The 15,843-nt window shown below is 72.5% G+C and carries 12 protein-coding genes; 10 read left to right on the top strand and 2 right to left on the bottom strand.

What is annotated here, in order from left to right; all coding sequences use genetic code 11:
• The first annotated feature begins 85 nt into the window (after positions 1–85).
• From OHN19_RS16440 to sucD, 7 genes are all read left to right on the top strand, one after another.
• On the top strand, positions 86–1,216 hold the full coding sequence (locus tag OHN19_RS16440) for an AAA family ATPase (RefSeq protein WP_330264920.1): 1,131 nt from the start codon (positions 86–88) through the stop codon (positions 1,214–1,216).
• Positions 1,217–1,417: 201 nt separating this feature from the next.
• The gene (locus tag OHN19_RS16435; RefSeq protein WP_330269634.1) at positions 1,418–4,093 is read left to right on the top strand and encodes a DUF5682 family protein; all 2,676 of its coding nucleotides are present in this window, start codon (positions 1,418–1,420) and stop codon (positions 4,091–4,093) included.
• A gap of 166 nt (positions 4,094–4,259) precedes the next feature.
• Positions 4,260–5,513, top strand: coding sequence for a VWA domain-containing protein (locus OHN19_RS16430; protein ID WP_330264919.1), 1,254 nt, complete (start codon positions 4,260–4,262; stop codon positions 5,511–5,513).
• Between the two features lie 228 nt (positions 5,514–5,741).
• Positions 5,742–6,713, top strand: a complete 972-nt coding sequence (locus OHN19_RS16425) for a hypothetical protein (RefSeq protein ID WP_330264918.1) — start codon at positions 5,742–5,744, stop codon at positions 6,711–6,713.
• A gap of 169 nt (positions 6,714–6,882) precedes the next feature.
• On the top strand, positions 6,883–7,074 hold the full coding sequence (locus OHN19_RS16420; protein WP_330264917.1) for a hypothetical protein: 192 nt from the start codon (positions 6,883–6,885) through the stop codon (positions 7,072–7,074).
• Between the two features lie 428 nt (positions 7,075–7,502).
• The gene (sucC, locus tag OHN19_RS16415; protein ID WP_123762596.1) at positions 7,503–8,681 is read left to right on the top strand and encodes an ADP-forming succinate--CoA ligase subunit beta; all 1,179 of its coding nucleotides are present in this window, start codon (positions 7,503–7,505) and stop codon (positions 8,679–8,681) included.
• A gap of 21 nt (positions 8,682–8,702) precedes the next feature.
• Positions 8,703–9,587: a succinate--CoA ligase subunit alpha gene (sucD, locus tag OHN19_RS16410; protein ID WP_330264916.1), complete on the top strand. Its 885-nt coding sequence runs from the start codon at positions 8,703–8,705 to the stop codon at positions 9,585–9,587.
• Positions 9,588–9,794: 207 nt separating this feature from the next.
• Here the strand turns inward: sucD and OHN19_RS16405 are convergent, their stop codons facing one another.
• Positions 9,795–10,691: a sigma factor-like helix-turn-helix DNA-binding protein gene (locus OHN19_RS16405; protein ID WP_330264915.1), complete on the bottom strand. Its 897-nt coding sequence runs from the start codon at positions 10,689–10,691 to the stop codon at positions 9,795–9,797.
• A gap of 96 nt (positions 10,692–10,787) precedes the next feature.
• Between OHN19_RS16405 and OHN19_RS16400 the strand changes: the two genes are divergently transcribed.
• The gene (locus OHN19_RS16400) at positions 10,788–12,482 is read left to right on the top strand and encodes a DUF6350 family protein (RefSeq protein WP_330264914.1); all 1,695 of its coding nucleotides are present in this window, start codon (positions 10,788–10,790) and stop codon (positions 12,480–12,482) included.
• Between the two features lie 2 nt (positions 12,483–12,484).
• On the opposite strand, the gene OHN19_RS16395 is transcribed toward OHN19_RS16400, so the two are convergent.
• Positions 12,485–13,327, bottom strand: coding sequence for a hypothetical protein (locus OHN19_RS16395; protein WP_330264913.1), 843 nt, complete (start codon positions 13,325–13,327; stop codon positions 12,485–12,487).
• Positions 13,328–13,625: 298 nt separating this feature from the next.
• Between OHN19_RS16395 and purN the strand changes: the two genes are divergently transcribed.
• Positions 13,626–14,273 (top strand): phosphoribosylglycinamide formyltransferase, encoded by a 648-nt coding sequence (gene purN / locus OHN19_RS16390; protein ID WP_330264912.1) that lies wholly within the window; start codon positions 13,626–13,628, stop codon positions 14,271–14,273.
• Positions 14,270–15,832, top strand: coding sequence for a bifunctional phosphoribosylaminoimidazolecarboxamide formyltransferase/IMP cyclohydrolase (gene purH / locus OHN19_RS16385; RefSeq protein ID WP_330264911.1), 1,563 nt, complete (start codon positions 14,270–14,272; stop codon positions 15,830–15,832). Before purN ends, purH begins: the two co-directional genes overlap by 4 nt.
• Positions 15,833–15,843 lie beyond the last annotated feature (11 nt).

Raw genomic sequence — 15,843 nt, 5'->3', positions numbered from 1 at the left:
TTCCGCAGGTCGGATCGCATTGTCAGTGGCGTGGTGCACGGTTGGTGGCAGATCCGAACCGGCCGAGCTGGAGGGGGCCTCAGCCATGACTGTGTCTGTTGAACCGACGTCCGTGGAACCGAAGCGCGGGGAGCCGGCCGAGGCGTTGCGGCCGCATGCCGAGGAAGCCTTCGCCGCCGAACTCGCCGCGCTGGCCGCGCAGGACGACCGTCCGCGCCCGGCCCGCTGGAAGCTGTCGCCGTGGGCGGTGGCGACGTACCTGCTCGGCGGCACCCTGCCCGACGGCACGGTGATCACCCCGAAGTACGTGGGCCCGCGCCGTCTCGTCGAGGTCGCCGTCACCACCCTCGCCACCGACCGCGCCCTGCTCCTGCTGGGCGTGCCGGGCACGGCGAAGACCTGGGTGTCCGAGCATCTGGCCGCGGCGGTCAGCGGCGACTCCACCCTGCTCGTGCAGGGCACGGCGGGCACACCGGAGGAGGCGATCCGGTACGGCTGGAACTACGCCCAGCTGCTCGCCAACGGCCCGAGCCGCGACGCCCTCGTGCCCAGCCCGGTGATGCGGGCCATGGCCGAGGGGATGACGGCCCGGGTGGAGGAGCTCACGCGCATCCCGGCCGACGTGCAGGACTCGCTGATCACGATTCTGTCCGAGAAGACCCTGCCGGTACCGGAGTTGGGCCAGGAGGTGCAGGCGGTCCGCGGCTTCAACCTCATCGCCACCGCCAACGACCGCGACCGCGGGGTCAACGACCTCTCCAGCGCCCTGCGCCGCCGTTTCAACACGGTCGTGCTGCCGCTGCCGGAGAGCGTCGAGGCCGAGGTCGACATCGTCTCGCGCCGCGTCGACCAGATCGGCCGCTCCCTCGACCTGCCGGCCGCGCCCGACGGCATCGCCGAGATCCGCCGGGTCGTGACGGTCTTCCGCGAGCTGCGCGACGGTGTGACGTCCGACGGCCGCACCAAGCTCAAGTCGCCCAGCGGCACGCTGTCGACCGCCGAGGCCATCTCGGTCGTCACCAACGGCCTCGCCCTCGCCGCCCACTTCGGTGACGGCGTCCTGCGGGCCGGCGACGTCGCCGCGGGCATCCTCGGGGCGGTCGTCCGCGACCCGGCGGCCGACCGGGTGATCTGGCAGGAGTACCTGGAGGCGGTCGTCCGTGAACGGGACGGCTGGAAGGACTTCTACCGGGCCTGCCGCGAGGTGAGCGCGTGAGCGGTGACGAGCTGTACGGCGGCGGCGGGGGTGGGATCCGGATGGTCGGCGAGGGCCGGGAGGGGGACTGGGTGGTCGGCGAGGGCCGAGACAGGGGCTGGATGGTCGGCGAGGGCGACTCCAAGTGGCCTCGGCGGAAAGGGGGTCGGCGTGACGGGGGTCGGTGAGGTCGGGAGTGGAGAGGCGAGCGGCGGCCAGGGGGTGCGGGGGAGTCGGGGGGCAGGTTCCGGGGTGCTGTTGCTCGGGGTGCGGCATCACGGGCCGGGGTCGGCCCGGTCCGTGCGGGCGGCGTTGGACGCGGCGCTGCCCCGGGTGGTGCTGATCGAGGGACCGCCCGAGGCCGACGCGCTGATCCCGCTGGCCGCCGAGGAGGACATGCGGCCGCCGGTCGCCCTGCTCGCCCATGCCGTGGACGAGCCCGGACGTTCGGCGTTCTGGCCCCTAGCCGAGTTCTCCCCGGAGTGGGTGGCGATCCGCTGGGCGCTGGAGCACGACGTCCCGGCCCGCTTCATCGACCTGCCCGCGACGCACACGTTGGCCTGGGGGAGGGGCGAGGAGGACGGGGGCCCGGCCGAGGGGGGGCCAGATGGACCCGCCGACGGGGTGCCGGGGACGCCGGGCGCCGAGGCACCGGGATCGGGGGCGCCGGGGTCCGAGATGCCGGGGTCCAGGGCGCCGGGTACGGGCGGTACGGATGCCGATCCGCCCGCTGCCGACGCCGACACTGCCGGGGAGGGGGCCGCTCCGGGGGACGAGGCCGCCCCTCACGACGCCGTTCGGGTCGATCCGCTCGCCGTGCTCGCCGAGGCCGCCGGTTACGACGATCCCGAGCGGTGGTGGGAGGACGTCGTCGAGCATCGGGGCGCGGGGCGGGGGGACGTGTTCGAGCCGTTCACCGTGCTGGAAGAGGCGATGGGGGTGCTGCGGGAGACGTACGGGACCGGGGGACACGACCGGGACCTCGTGCGGGAGGCGTACATGCGGCTCCAGCTGCGGGCGGCACAACGGGAGTTCGGGAACGACGTGGCCGTGGTGTGCGGGGCCTGGCATGTGCCCGCACTGCGGAGCAGGAGCACCGTCGCCGCAGACAAGGCACTGCTGAAGGGACTCCCGAAGGTCAAGGCGGACCTGACGTGGGTGCCGTGGACGCATCGCAGGCTGTCGCGGCACAGCGGCTACGGCGCGGGGATCGACTCGCCCGGCTGGTACGGGCACCTGTTCGCCGCGCCGGACCGCCCCGTCGAGCGGTGGCTGACCAAGGTGGCGGGACTGCTGCGGGACGAGGACCGGATCGTGTCGTCGGCCCACGTCATCGAGGCCGTACGGCTCGCCGGGACGCTCGCGGCGATGCGCGGCCGCCCGCTGCCCGGCCTGAGCGAGACGACCGACGCGGTGCGGGCGGTGATGTGCGACGGCTCGGACGTGCCGCTGGCGCTCGTGCACGACCGGCTGGTGGTCGGGGATGTGCTGGGGGAGGTGCCGCAGGCGGCGCCCGCGGTGCCCTTGCAGCGGGACCTGGACCGGATCCAGCGGCGGCTGCGGCTCAGGCCGGAGGCGTTGGAGCGGGAGCTGGAGCTCGACCTGCGCAAGGAGAACGACGCCGAGCGCAGCAGGCTGTTGCACCGGCTGCGACTGTTGGGCGTGGCCTGGGGTGAGCCGGCGGTCTCGCGGGGGAGCACCGGCACGTTCCGGGAGACGTGGCGGCTGCGGTGGGAGCCGGAGTTGGCCGTGCGGGTCGCCGAGGCCGGGGTGTGGGGCACGACCGTGCTCGCCGCGGCGACGGCCAAGGCGGAGGCGGACGCCGTCTCCGCGTCCGGGCTCGCCGACGTCACCGCGCTCGCCGAGCGTTGTCTGCTGGCCGAACTCCCCGACGCCCTGCCCACGGTGATGCAGATCCTCGCCGACCGCGCCGCGCTGGACGCGGACGTCGGTCACCTCGCCCAGGCTCTGCCGGCCCTGGTCCGCTCCCTCCGCTACGGCGATGTGCGCGGCACCGGCACCGGGGCCCTGGCGGAGGTGGCCGCGGGTCTCGCCGAGCGCGTCTTCGTCGGCCTGCCGCCGGCCTGCGCCGCGCTGGACGCGGAGGCGGCCGAGGAGATGCGGCGCCATGTGGACGCGGTGCACGGAGCGGTGGGACTGCTGGGCGAGGTGACGGACCCGGAGGCGACAGGCCCGGAGGCGACAGGCCCGGAGGCGACGGACCCGGGGCAGGGCCTCGAGGCGAATGCGTCTTCGGTGGGCGTACCGGGGCAGGAGAAGGTCCCGTCGGCGCCGGGTCAGCGGGGGTTGCGGGGGCGTTGGCTGGGCGTGCTCAAGGTGCTCGGCCGGCGGGACACCGTGCCGGGTGTCATCCGGGGGCGGGCCGTGCGGCTGCTGCTGGACGACGGGGAGTTGGCGCAGGACGAGGTGGCGCGGCTCATGGGGCTCGTCCTGTCGCCGGGGACGCCGCCGGGGGACGCGGCCGCGTGGATCGAGGGTTTCGTCGGGGGCGGGTCAGGCGGCGGGATGCTCCTGGTCCACGACGAGCGGCTGCTCGGGCTGGTCGACGCCTGGCTGACCGGGGTGTCGGCGGAGGCGTTCACCGATGTGCTGCCTCTGCTGCGGCGCACGTTCTCGGCGTATGAGCCCGGAGTGCGCAGGACGCTGGGCGAGTTGGTGCGGCGGGGGCCGGGGCAGCGGGGGAGTGCGGCGGGAGCGGGTTCCGGGATACCGGGGTTCGGAGCGGAGCTCGATGGGGAGCGGGCGGACGCGGTGCTGCCGGTGGTGCGACTGCTGCTCGGCCTGGAGGGCGACGACGGCGACTACGGCGACGACGGCGACAGCGACGGTTCGGTGAACGTCGACGACAACGACCTTGCGGGGGTGGCGGGACGATGACCGAGGTGACGCGGACAGCGAGAAGCGGGAGTGACGTGACGGGGGCCGCCGGCGGAGGACGCGGAGGCGTACCCGCACACAGGACCGGGCCCCGGACGAGGCACGGTTCGACGACGACCGTGACCGTGGTCCCGCTCTGGGACCGTTTCCGGACGGGGGTCCAGGGATGACGATCGAGCCGAACGGACAGCCGAGCGCAACTGACAGCTCTTCCACGCCCACCACCTCCGACACCGCAGCCACCTTGAGCCTCGACCACGCCCCAGATCCCGTCCCGGTCGACGAGCGGCTGCGGCGGTGGCGGTTGGTGCTCGGTGGGGACGCGGCTGACGGGACCGGGTGTGTGCTCGGGGGGCGGGACGCGGCCATGGACGGGGCTCTGGCTGCGCTCTACGGCAGGGGAGACGGAAAGGGGCAGGCAGGGAGAGAGCGTTCGGCGGGGCTCGGGGCGTCGGCGCCGTCCGTGGCGCGCTGGCTGGGGGACATCCGGACGTACTTCCCCTCTTCCGTCGTGCAGGTCATGCAGCGGGACGCGATCGACCGGCTGGGGCTGTCCACCCTGCTGCTCGAGCCGGAGATGCTGGAGGCGGTGGAGGCCGATGTGCACCTCGTCGGCACGCTGCTGTCGCTCAACAAGGCGATGCCGGAGACGACGAAGGAGACGGCACGGGCCGTGGTGCGCAAGGTCGTCGAGGACCTGGAGAAGCGGCTCGCCACCCGTACCCGTGCCACGCTCACCGGCGCACTCGACCGCAGCGCGCGGATCAACCGGCCGCGCCACCACGACATCGACTGGAACCGCACGATCTCGGCCAACCTCAAGCACTACCTGCCGGAGTACCGGACGATCGTGCCGGAGCGGCTCGTCGGGTACGGCCGGGCCTCTCGGTCGGTGAAGAAGGAGGTCGTCCTCTGCATCGACCAGTCGGGGTCGATGGCGGCGTCCGTCGTCTACGCGTCGGTGTTCGGGGCGGTGCTGGCGTCGATGCGGTCGATCGACACACGGCTCGTCGTGTTCGACACGGCGGTCGTCGACCTCACCGACCAGCTCGACGACCCGGTGGACGTGCTGTTCGGTACGCAGCTGGGCGGCGGTACGGACATCAACCGGGCGCTGGCGTACTGCCAGTCGCAGATCACCCGGCCCGCGGAGACGGTGGTGGTGCTGATCAGCGACCTCTACGAGGGCGGCATCCGCGACGAGATGCTCAAGCGGGTCGCGGCGATGAAGGCGTCGGGGGTGCAGTTCGTGACGCTGCTCGCGCTGTCCGACGAGGGGGCGCCGGCCTACGACCGGGAGCACGCGGCCGCGCTCGCCGCGCTGGGCGCACCGGCCTTCGCCTGCACGCCCGACCTGTTCCCGGAGGTGATGGCGGCGGCCATCGAGAAGCGGCCCCTTCCGATACCGGACACGGCGTGAACCGATGCGTGAACGCGGGGCGTGCGTTGGTGATTTGTCGACCCGGTGACCTGCGGCTTCGACCACCAAAACGGACATGACTACGCATCGGTAACAGGGGGCTTGCGCAACCTCGGGCGCCCCGTGCAAGGATCGGTCTCTCCACAGTCTTCACCCTTCCCGTCCGTTTCCGTCTCCGCTTCCATGCCGTTTCGCCTCGTTCCGCCGCACGGAAGGTCTCGCTCCCTCTTGACCTGGTCAGCAGCGTTTCCCGGTGTCGCCGTGCGCGTGCTGCGTGGGGCGTTGGGGCGACGTGCGCTGCAAGTGGGGCTGCTGGTGGGCGGGTTGTTCGTGCTGGGGTTCCTCTGCGGCGAGCAGGCCCACGCGGCGGAGGGTGCCGGGTTGTTGCCGGTCAAGGCACCCGTACAGCTGGTGAAACCGCCGATCGAGCCGAAGGCTCTGGGCGCGGGCACGGAAACGACCACGGTTACGGGCTCCGGAACGCCAAAGAGCGGGCCGCTCAAGCCGGCTGCCCCCGTCGGCCACGACAAGGTTCTCCTTCCGGTGACCCAGGATGTCGTGGCGGCCGTGAGTGACGGGATCGTGCGGCCGGTCGGTGATCTGGTCGAGATGGTGACAACCGGACTGACCGAGACGGTCGGGATACCTCCGGTGCAGGACCTGCCGGAGTTGCCGACGCTGCCGTCCTTCCCGGAGTCCCCGTCGTGGCCGACGCTCCCCCAGGCACCGGATCTTCCGTCGGTGCCGGGCCTGCCCGAGGTGCCGGTGCAGACCCTGCCCGCGCCCGTGCCTGCCCCCGCGCCGGTCACCTCGGCGCCGCAGCCCGGACCCGGCGACCACGCGGTGGCGAAGCCGGCCGATGACGAGGGCTCCGTGCGCGGCGGGGTCGCGTACGGGCCGCGGTTCACCGGTAGCGGCACCGTGACCGGGGCCGCCGTCCTAGGCTCCGCCCACCGCACCTCCGCGCACCGCACCGCCTCCACCGTGCACACGCCCGCGCACCAGGCGCCCGCCGACGGCCAGGGCGGTGCCCTGGGCGGCAAGTCGGCGATGGACAACGGTTCGCCGCGACACGGCGACGCACATGCCATCACGCTCGAACACCGGGCGCCGCTGTGGCTCGTGCCCGGTGCCGCCGCGGACGTCGACGCGGCCGGGACCCGGGACAGGCACCGGGACATCCCCGTCTTCCCCGGCTAGGTCCGGACCTCCTCCTCCCCGCCGCTGACCTGGCGCGCGGGGCGGATCAGATCTGCCCCAGCCGTTCGGACGACGCCTCTCCGACTCCGGACGGATCCCCAGGAGCCCTGCGGCTCCGGATGACCCCATGCCTCTAGAGGCCCCCAAGATCCAGGGATCCGACGCACTCATGAACAAGAACATCCGCCGTTCCCTCGTCACAGCCGCCGGAGTCACCGACACGGAGGAACTCCGCGCTGTCGCGCCGCCGTGGGTGGCCGCGGGGGCGGGGCCGGCCGAGACGAGGGCTCCGGAGGCGGTGGCCAAAACGCCCCAGGCGAAGGCTGACTTCCCTCCCACCACCGCGACCCGCTCGCGGTGATTCGAACGACTCCGTGCGGTGACGGACCCCGGACGGCCGAAAGCCATCGGTTTGTTCGTCCGGAGCCGTTCGGAGGGTGCGGACCGGTCCCCATTGGGGTGGGGATCAGCCGCTCCCGGCCCCCTTCGGGGCTGTAGAAGGGGCCTCACCGGGGCAACCCCACCCCGGTGAGGCCCCGCCTCCCGTCCTCACGTGCGGCACGCCGTGCCAGTGAGCGCGGCATCATGTGACAGGTATCACCGCTCAGGTGTGACCCTCGATTTAGAGCCGCTCCGCAAGCGGCGATAACCTGCGAGACGGACATGCCGCGCGCTCGGACACCGTGTGCGCCTCCCTTGTGACACAGACAGCGGTCGGACGTCACGTTGCCCTCGCGGCACGCCCACGCAGACAACGAACCGCGAGATCACTGATAGGGACGGAAGCGCGTGGACCTGTTCGAGTACCAGGCGAGGGACCTCTTCGCCAAGCACGATGTACCGGTGCTGGCCGGTGAAGTCATCGACACGCCTGAGGCGGCCCGCGCAGCCACCGAGCGCCTCGGTGGCAAGTCCGTCGTCAAGGCCCAGGTGAAGGTCGGCGGCCGTGGCAAGGCGGGTGGCGTCAAGCTCGCCGCCTCCGCCGACGAGGCCGTGGAGCACGCCACCAACATCCTCGGCATGGACATCAAGGGCCACACGGTCCACAAGGTGATGATCGCCGAGACGGCCCCGGAGATCGTGGAGGAGTACTACGTCTCCTTCCTCCTGGACCGTGCCAACCGCACCTTCCTCTCCATCGCGTCCGTCGAGGGCGGCATGGAGATCGAGGAGGTGGCGGAGACCCGCCCCGAGGCCGTCGCCAAGACGCCGATCGACGCCAACGAGGGTGTCACCCCGGCCAAGGCCCGCGAGATCGTCGAGGCCGCGAACTTCCCGGCCGAGGTCGCCGACAAGGTCGCCGACGTCCTGGTCACCCTGTGGAAGACCTTCGTCGAGGAGGACGCCCTCCTGGTCGAGGTCAACCCGCTGGCCAAGGTCGCCTCCGGTGACGTCATCGCCCTGGACGGCAAGGTCTCCCTGGACGAGAACGCCGAGTTCCGTCAGCCGGAGCACGAGGCCCTCCAGGACAAGGACTCCGCGAACCCGCTGGAGGCCGCCGCCAAGGCCAAGAACCTCAACTACGTCAAGCTCGACGGCGAGGTCGGCATCATCGGCAACGGCGCGGGTCTCGTCATGAGCACCCTGGACGTCGTCGCGTACGCCGGTGAGGCGCACGGTGGCGTCAAGCCCGCCAACTTCCTCGACATCGGCGGCGGCGCGTCCGCGGCCGTGATGGCGAACGGCCTGGAGATCATCCTGGGCGACCCCGACGTCAAGTCGGTCTTCGTCAACGTGTTCGGCGGCATCACCGCGTGCGACGAGGTCGCCAACGGCATCGTGCAGGCGCTGCAGCTGCTCGCGGACAAGGGCGAGGAAGTCACCAAGCCCCTCGTCGTCCGTCTCGACGGCAACAACGCCGAGCTGGGTCGCAAGATCCTCTCCGACGCCAACCACCCGCTGGTCCAGCGCGTGGACACCATGGACGGCGCGGCCGACAAGGCCGCCGAGCTCGCGGCTGCGAAGTAAGGGAAGAGGGACAGACAAGCCATGGCTATCTTCCTCGACAAGGACTCCAAGGTCATCGTCCAGGGCATGACCGGTGCCACGGGCATGAAGCACACCAAGCTCATGCTGGCCGACGGCACGAACATCGTCGGTGGCGTGAACCCCCGCAAGGCGGGCACGTCGGTCGACATCGACGGCACCGAGATCCCGGTGTTCGGCACGGTCGCCGAGGCGATCGAGAAGACGGGCGCGAACGTGTCCGTCCTCTTCGTACCGCCGGCCTTCGCCAAGGCCGCCGTGGTCGAGGCCATCGACGCCGAGATCCCGCTCGCGGTCGTCATCACGGAGGGCATCGCGGTCCACGACTCCGCCGCCTTCTACGCCCACGCGGTCAGCAAGGGCAACAAGACGCGGATCATCGGCCCCAACTGCCCGGGGCTCATCACCCCCGGCCAGTCCAACGCCGGCATCATCCCGGGCGACATCACCAAGCCGGGCCGTATCGGCCTGGTCTCGAAGTCCGGCACGCTGACGTACCAGATGATGTACGAGCTGCGTGACATCGGCTTCTCGTCGGCCGTCGGCATCGGTGGCGACCCGGTCATCGGCACCACCCACATCGACGCGCTGGCTGCCTTCGAGGCGGACCCCGACACCGACCTGATCGTGATGATCGGTGAGATCGGTGGCGACGCCGAGGAGCGGGCCGCGGCCTTCATCAAGGACAACGTGAAGAAGCCGGTCGTCGGCTACGTCGCGGGCTTCACCGCGCCCGAGGGCAAGACCATGGGCCACGCCGGCGCCATCGTCTCCGGCTCCTCCGGCACGGCTGCCGCGAAGAAGGAGGCCCTCGAGGCCGCCGGCGTCAAGGTCGGCAAGACGCCGACCGAGACGGCGAAGCTGGCGCGGGAGATCCTCGCCGGCTGAGCAGTACCTGGCTGAACGTCGATGGGCTCGCTTCCCTGTGTGGGGGCGGGCCCATCGGCGCGCCAGGAGGTGCCGGGGCCGGTAGTCGGGCGGCTGCGGGTGCGTCGTGGCTGATCGCGCAGTTCCCCGCGCCCCTAAAAGACTTCAAGTGGACCCACTCTTCAAGGGGCGCGGGGAACTGCGCGACCAGCCCCCACCGGCCCGCGCTCAACGTCCGACCGGCACCACCCTCTCCGGACCGTTCCCCATCGACTTCCGCAGCTTCTCCCGCAGCGACACCTCCGATTCCGACAACGCCCCCTGCCCCACCCGCGCCGGCACCCCCTGGATCTCCGCGCCCGGCGCGATCGGCGGCTCGTAGTGGGTCGGTGCCGTGCGGACCGTGAGTGCTGTCGTGCCGATCAGTGCCACCGTGAACGCGATCGCCGCCCGGGTCCAGAAACGGGCCCGCCGCTCGCTGCCGTTGCGCACGGCAGGCGGCGTCGCCGCACGGAGCCGCTCGTGGGAGGCCAGCGAGGCCAGGCGCTCGTGCAGGGTCGACGGGTCGGTCAGGTCGGGATGCGTGGCCGCGATCGCCGCGCGCGCGTTCATCAGCCGGTTCGCGGTCGTCGGCGTGCTCGCCTCCGTCTCCGCCGCCGTCTCCGGAAGGTCGAGGCCAAGACCGTCGTACAGCAGGAGGGCGCGTCGCTGCGACGGCGGGAGCTTCAGGAGTACGGCCATCAGCGCGCGGTCGGACGGGTCGGCGGCCGGTGGTTCCGGGTGCCGGTGGCCGGGGCGGAACCGGTGCCAGGGGGAGAGGGCGTACTCGTACGTCATGGCCCGTACCCAGCCCGCCGGGTCGCGGTCCACCGCCACCTCGGGCCAGCGCTGCCAGGCGAGTTGGAAGGCCCGTTCGACCGACTCGCGGGCGAGTTCGCGGCGGCCGGTGAGCAGATAGGCCTGCCGGACGAGGGCGGGGGCACAGAAGGCGTACAGCGCGTCGAAGGCCTGAGCGGGTGTCAGGGAGGCCGCCGGGGGCCCCGGTTCGGGCTGCGGCTGAGGATCCGTCACCTCGGGCGCGGGCTCCGGCTCCTTCGGTGGCCCGGCCGACAATTCCGCCGTCACAGCACACCCCTTCGTACGAAAAAGTACATAGTCGTATATTGATCGACACTTCGGTGGTTCGCTTGTTACGACGGATAAGCGCGTGTCGTTGGGAGCATGGCGGGCGTGATCGAGATGACTGCTCGCCGTACCTCGTTGTCGCCCCTGTTCACCCGGTTGCGCGACCGGACGCCCGGCTTGGCCGCCAGCCTCCTGGGTGGCGCGGTGGCCGCCGGCCTCGGGCTCGGGTCGTTCGCCGTGCTCGTGACGGTGCTGTGGATCAGCTCGCCGTATCCCGACAGCGGTCCCGGTGGCGCGCTGCACGTGGCCGCGGCGCTGTGGCTGCTGGCCCACGGTGCCGAACTGGTCCGGACGGACACGCTCTCCGGCGTGCCGGCCCCGGTCGGTGTGACCCCGTTGCTGCTGCTCGCGCTGCCGTTGTGGCTGGTGCACCGGGCCGCGCGGGACGTGGCCTCGGGGGACGAGGCGCCACCGCCGGCCTCCGGGCGGACGGCGTGGGCGGGGGTCGTTCTCGGGTACCTCGCCGTCGGCGCGGCCGCCGGGCTGTACGCGTCCGGTGGGGTGCTGCGGCCGTCCTGGGCGTGGGTCTGCGGGTGCCTGCCGGTCGTCGCCACGGTGGCGGCCGGCGCGGGGGTGTGGACGGCGTACGGCCGCCCCGGCGACGCGCTGGACGGCGTACTGGTGCTGCTGCCCGCGGGGTTGCGGCGACTGGTGCTCGGGGCGGAGGCGCGGGTACGGCTCGGTGTGGCGGCCCGGGCCGCGGGGGCCGGGGTCGCCGTGCTCGTCGGGGGCGGGGCGGCGGTGCTGGGGGTGTCTCTGGTGGTGCACGGCGAGGCCACCCGGGGATCGTTCCTCCAGCTGACGGAGGGGTGGTCGGGGCGGTTCGCCGTCCTGCTGCTCTGTCTGGCGCTGGTGCCCAACGCGGCGGTGTGGGCGGTCGGGTACGCCACCGGGCCCGGGTTCGCGCTGGGCGCGGGCCATGTGGTGGCGCCGCTGTCGTCGGATCCCGCGCCGCTGCTGCCGCCGTTCCCGCTGCTGGCGGCGGTGCCGGAGGCGGGGGCCGGGGGAACCGTGCACTGGGTGGTGGCGGGGGTGCCGGTGGTGGCCGGGGCGGTGGTGGGCTGGTTCGTGGGGCGGGCCGCGGACGCCGACTGGTCGCGGGGACGGACCGCGGGGGCGGTGTGCTGGGCCGCCGCGCTGTGCGCCGGGGTGCTCGCCGGGCTCGCCGTGCTGGCCGGCGGCCCGCTGGGCGTGGGGACGCTGGCCGGCTTCGGCCCGGTGTGGTGGCAGGTGGGCGGCGCGGTGGCGGTGTGGATCGCGGGCGTAGGAGTGCCGGTGGGGTTGGGGGTGCGGGGCTGGCGGGGACGCACGCGCGGCGGAGCGCGGGCGTGGGTGCGAGGGCTGTTGACCTGGCGGAACGCGGCGGACGGGGTCACGACGACGCCTGGAGTCGGACCTGGGAGTGGCCCGGTGAAGCCCAGCGACACGCAGGCCGCCCGGGTGGTGCCGAGCGGCGCCCCTGACCACACCCTCGGCGGACCCGGCCAGGAAGACGCCCACGCCCGGGAACACGCAGACGCCGGCCCCCTCGAAGAAGACGCCTACGCCCCCGCCGACCAGGACGACACCTACGAGCCCTACGACGTGCTCCCCCTCGAGCCCTCGGCGAGCCCCTTCCCCGAGCCCGCCCCCTGGTACGAGGACGCGTCACGCGAGTCCCGCTGGGCCGCGCTGAAGGAGGCGTCCGCGCCCCTGGAGGAGCCCGATAAGCCCGACTGCGCAGCCGACTGACCTCAGTCCTCGGCGCCCATCGGGCCCCGGAGTTTCTCCGGGAGCAGCTTCGCGCAGGACTGCTGGGCCTGGTTGGTGAGGGCGTCGTTGGCGCAGGTGTAGTAGTCGTCGTAGACGAGTCTCAGGGTGAAGCTCGCCGCCACGAAGGCGATGGCCAGGGAGGCGGTGACCAGGCCGGTCACCGCCGCCGTGGTCTGGGGGCGCGCGGACTGGGGCGGGGCCGGGGTGTTCGGGTCCGGGGTGCGGGGCTTGGCGCGCAGGGCGCTGATGCCCCAGTTCATGGCCAGGGCGCCCAGCAGCAGCCCCACGGGCTGCCAGCCGAAGAGGACGAAGAAGAAGGCCCACATCCCGGAGAGCAGGGCGTAGCGAGCGCGGCGCTGGGCCGGGTCCGTCGGGTCCCAGCGCGGGCCGGATCCGGTGTTGCCCTGACCTTCCTGGCCGGGGCCGGGGTTCACGCCCGGGCGCTGCCCGAAGCCGCCGTCGGAGCGGCCCGGCTGGCGGTCGCTCCACTGGCTGCCCCACGGGGTGTAGCCGCCACCGCCCTCACCCTGCCCGCCCTGGGAACCCTCCGACCCCTCCGGGCCCTCGGGCCGCCGGGGCTGCCACGGGCGGTCCGGGGACCCCTCCGGTGGCGGGGCGAACGGGTTGTCCTCCTCGGCCGCACCGCCCTGCCCCTCGCCGTTCTTCCTGCCGGAAGACATGCCTGAGGAGTTGCCGGAGGACTTGTCGGAGGAAGGGGCGTCCGGCGGCGACGCGGGCTGCTCCCGCAGCAGCATGCCGCTGCGCTCCCCTCCCTGCACCGACTGCTGGGGGAGCGTGAGGAGTCGCAGGCTGCGGTCCGACATCAAGTGAGCGTCTTCCCCTTGGAGTCCGTCGAGTACGTGAAGTCCGGCGTGAGCCGTCACCCCGTGAACGCACCGCACACCACCCGCGTTCCCGGACCGGCTCCGTGCAGACGCTACCTTCCGGCCACGCCCCCGTCCCACGGGGGCCGTCCGGTGTGCCGGTATCGTTGCTGACGGTCGGCCGCTTCGTAGGCTTCCCCGTATCCCCGGGCCCGAAGCATTCGTACGAAGGTACAAAGCGTCCGAAGCTGCAAAGCGTCGGCCGTGAGAAGACCCTCCTTCGAGAAAGGGCCCCGCCGTGGCCGCCAAGCCCGTGGCCGAGCAGGCCAGGCCGGTCAAGCGCCTGGTCGTGCTGGTCTCCGGATCCGGTACGAACCTCCAAGCCCTGCTGGACGCCATCGAGGAGACCGGCGCACAGGCCTACGGTGCCGAGATCGTGGCCGTCGGCGCCGACCGCGAGAACATCGAGGGGCTGGCCCGGGCCGAGCGGGCGGGGCTGCCGGTCTTCGTGTGCAAGGTCAAGGACTTCGAGAGCCGTGAGGAGTGGGACGCCGCCCTCGCCGAGGCCGTCTCCGCGCACGAACCCGACCTCGTGGTGTCCGCCGGGTTCATGAAGATCGTGGGCAAGGAGTTCCTCGCCCGCTTCGGTGGGCGGTTCGTGAACACCCACCCCGCGCTGCTGCCCAGTTTTCCCGGCGCCCACGGCGTCCGTGACGCGCTCGCGTACGGGGCCAGGGTCACCGGCTGCACCGTCCACTTCGTCGACGACGGCGTCGACACCGGACCGATCATCGCCCAGGGCGTGGTGGAGATCCGGGACGAGGACGACGAGAGCGCTCTGCACGAGCGCATCAAGGAAGTCGAGCGAAGGCTGCTCGTCGAGGTCGTGGGGCGGCTCGCCCGCAACGGCTATCGCATTGAGGGACGAAAGGTAGTTATCCAGTGACCGCCGAGAACAAGCGGCCCCTTCGCCGGGCGCTCATCAGCGTCTACGACAAGACCGGCCTCGAGGACCTCGCGCGCGGCCTGCACGAGGCGGGCGTCGAGCTCGTCTCCACCGGGTCCACCGCCGGCCGTATCGCCGCCGCCGGCGTCCCCGTCACCAAGGTCGAGGAGCTCACCGGCTTCCCCGAGTGCCTGGACGGCCGGGTCAAGACGCTGCACCCGCGCGTGCACGCCGGCATCCTTGCCGACCTGCGGCTCGACAGCCACCGCGAGCAGCTCGCGGAGCTCGGTGTGGAGCCGTTCGACCTCGTCGTCGTGAACCTCTACCCGTTCCGCGAGACCGTCGCCTCCGGCGCGAGCCCCGACGAGTGCGTCGAGCAGATCGACATCGGCGGCCCGTCCATGGTGCGCGCCGCCGCCAAGAACCACCCCTCGGTCGCCGTCGTCACCAGCCCCGAGCGCTACGCCGACGTTCTGGCCGCGGTCAAGGACGGCGGCTTCGACCTCGCCACCCGCAAGCGGCTCGCCGCCGAGGCGTTCCGGCACACCGCCGAGTACGACATCGCGGTCTCCAGCTGGTTCGCCAGCGCCTACGCCCCCGCCGACGAGTCGCAGTTCCCCGACTTCATCGCGGCCGCCCTGGAGCGCAAGAGCACTCTGCGCTACGGCGAGAACCCGCACCAGCCCGCCGCGCTCTACGTCGACGGCAGCGGTGTCGGTCTCGCCGAGGCCGAGCAGCTGCACGGCAAGGAGATGTCGTACAACAACTACACGGACACGGACGCCGCCCGCCGTGCCGCGTACGACCACGCCGAGCCGGCCGTCGCCATCATCAAGCACGCCAACCCCTGCGGTATCGCGGTCGGTTCGGACGTCGCCGAGGCGCACCGCAAGGCACACGCGTGTGACCCGCTGTCGGCGTTCGGCGGCGTGATCGCGGTCAACCGGCCGGTCTCCAAGGAGATGGCCGAGCAGGTCGCCGAGATCTTCACCGAGGTCATCGTGGCGCCGGACTACGAGGAGGGCGCCCTGGAGGCGCTCGCCAAGAAGAAGAACATCCGTGTCCTGAAGGCCCCGGCCGCGCCCGCGCACCCCGCCGAGGTCAAGCCCATCGACGGCGGCGCGCTCCTCCAGGTCACCGACCGCCTCCAGGCCGAGGGCGACGACCCGGCCAACTGGACCCTCGCGGCCGGTGAGGCGCTGAGCGCGGACGAGCTCGGCGAGCTGGCCTTCGCCTGGCGGGCCTGCCGGGCCGTCAAGTCCAACGCGATCCTGCTCGCCAAGGACGGTGCCTCGGTCGGCGTCGGCATGGGCCAGGTCAACCGCGTCGACTCCGCGAAGCTCGCGGTCGAGCGGGCCGGTGCCGAGCGCGCGCAGGGCTCGTACGCCGCCTCGGACGCCTTCTTCCCCTTCCCGGACGGCCTGGAGGTCCTCCTGGAGGCCGGTGTGAAGGCGGTCGTCCAGCCGGGCGGATCGGTCCGTGACGAACTCGTCGTCGAGGCCGCGAAGAAGGCCGGCGTCACCATGTACTTCACGGGGACGCGGCACTTCTTCCACTGACGGAACCGGAA

Source organism: Streptomyces griseorubiginosus (genome assembly GCF_036345115.1).
Classification (GTDB): domain Bacteria; phylum Actinomycetota; class Actinomycetes; order Streptomycetales; family Streptomycetaceae; genus Streptomyces; species Streptomyces griseorubiginosus_C.
This window is presented reverse-complemented; position numbering and strand designations above follow the sequence as displayed.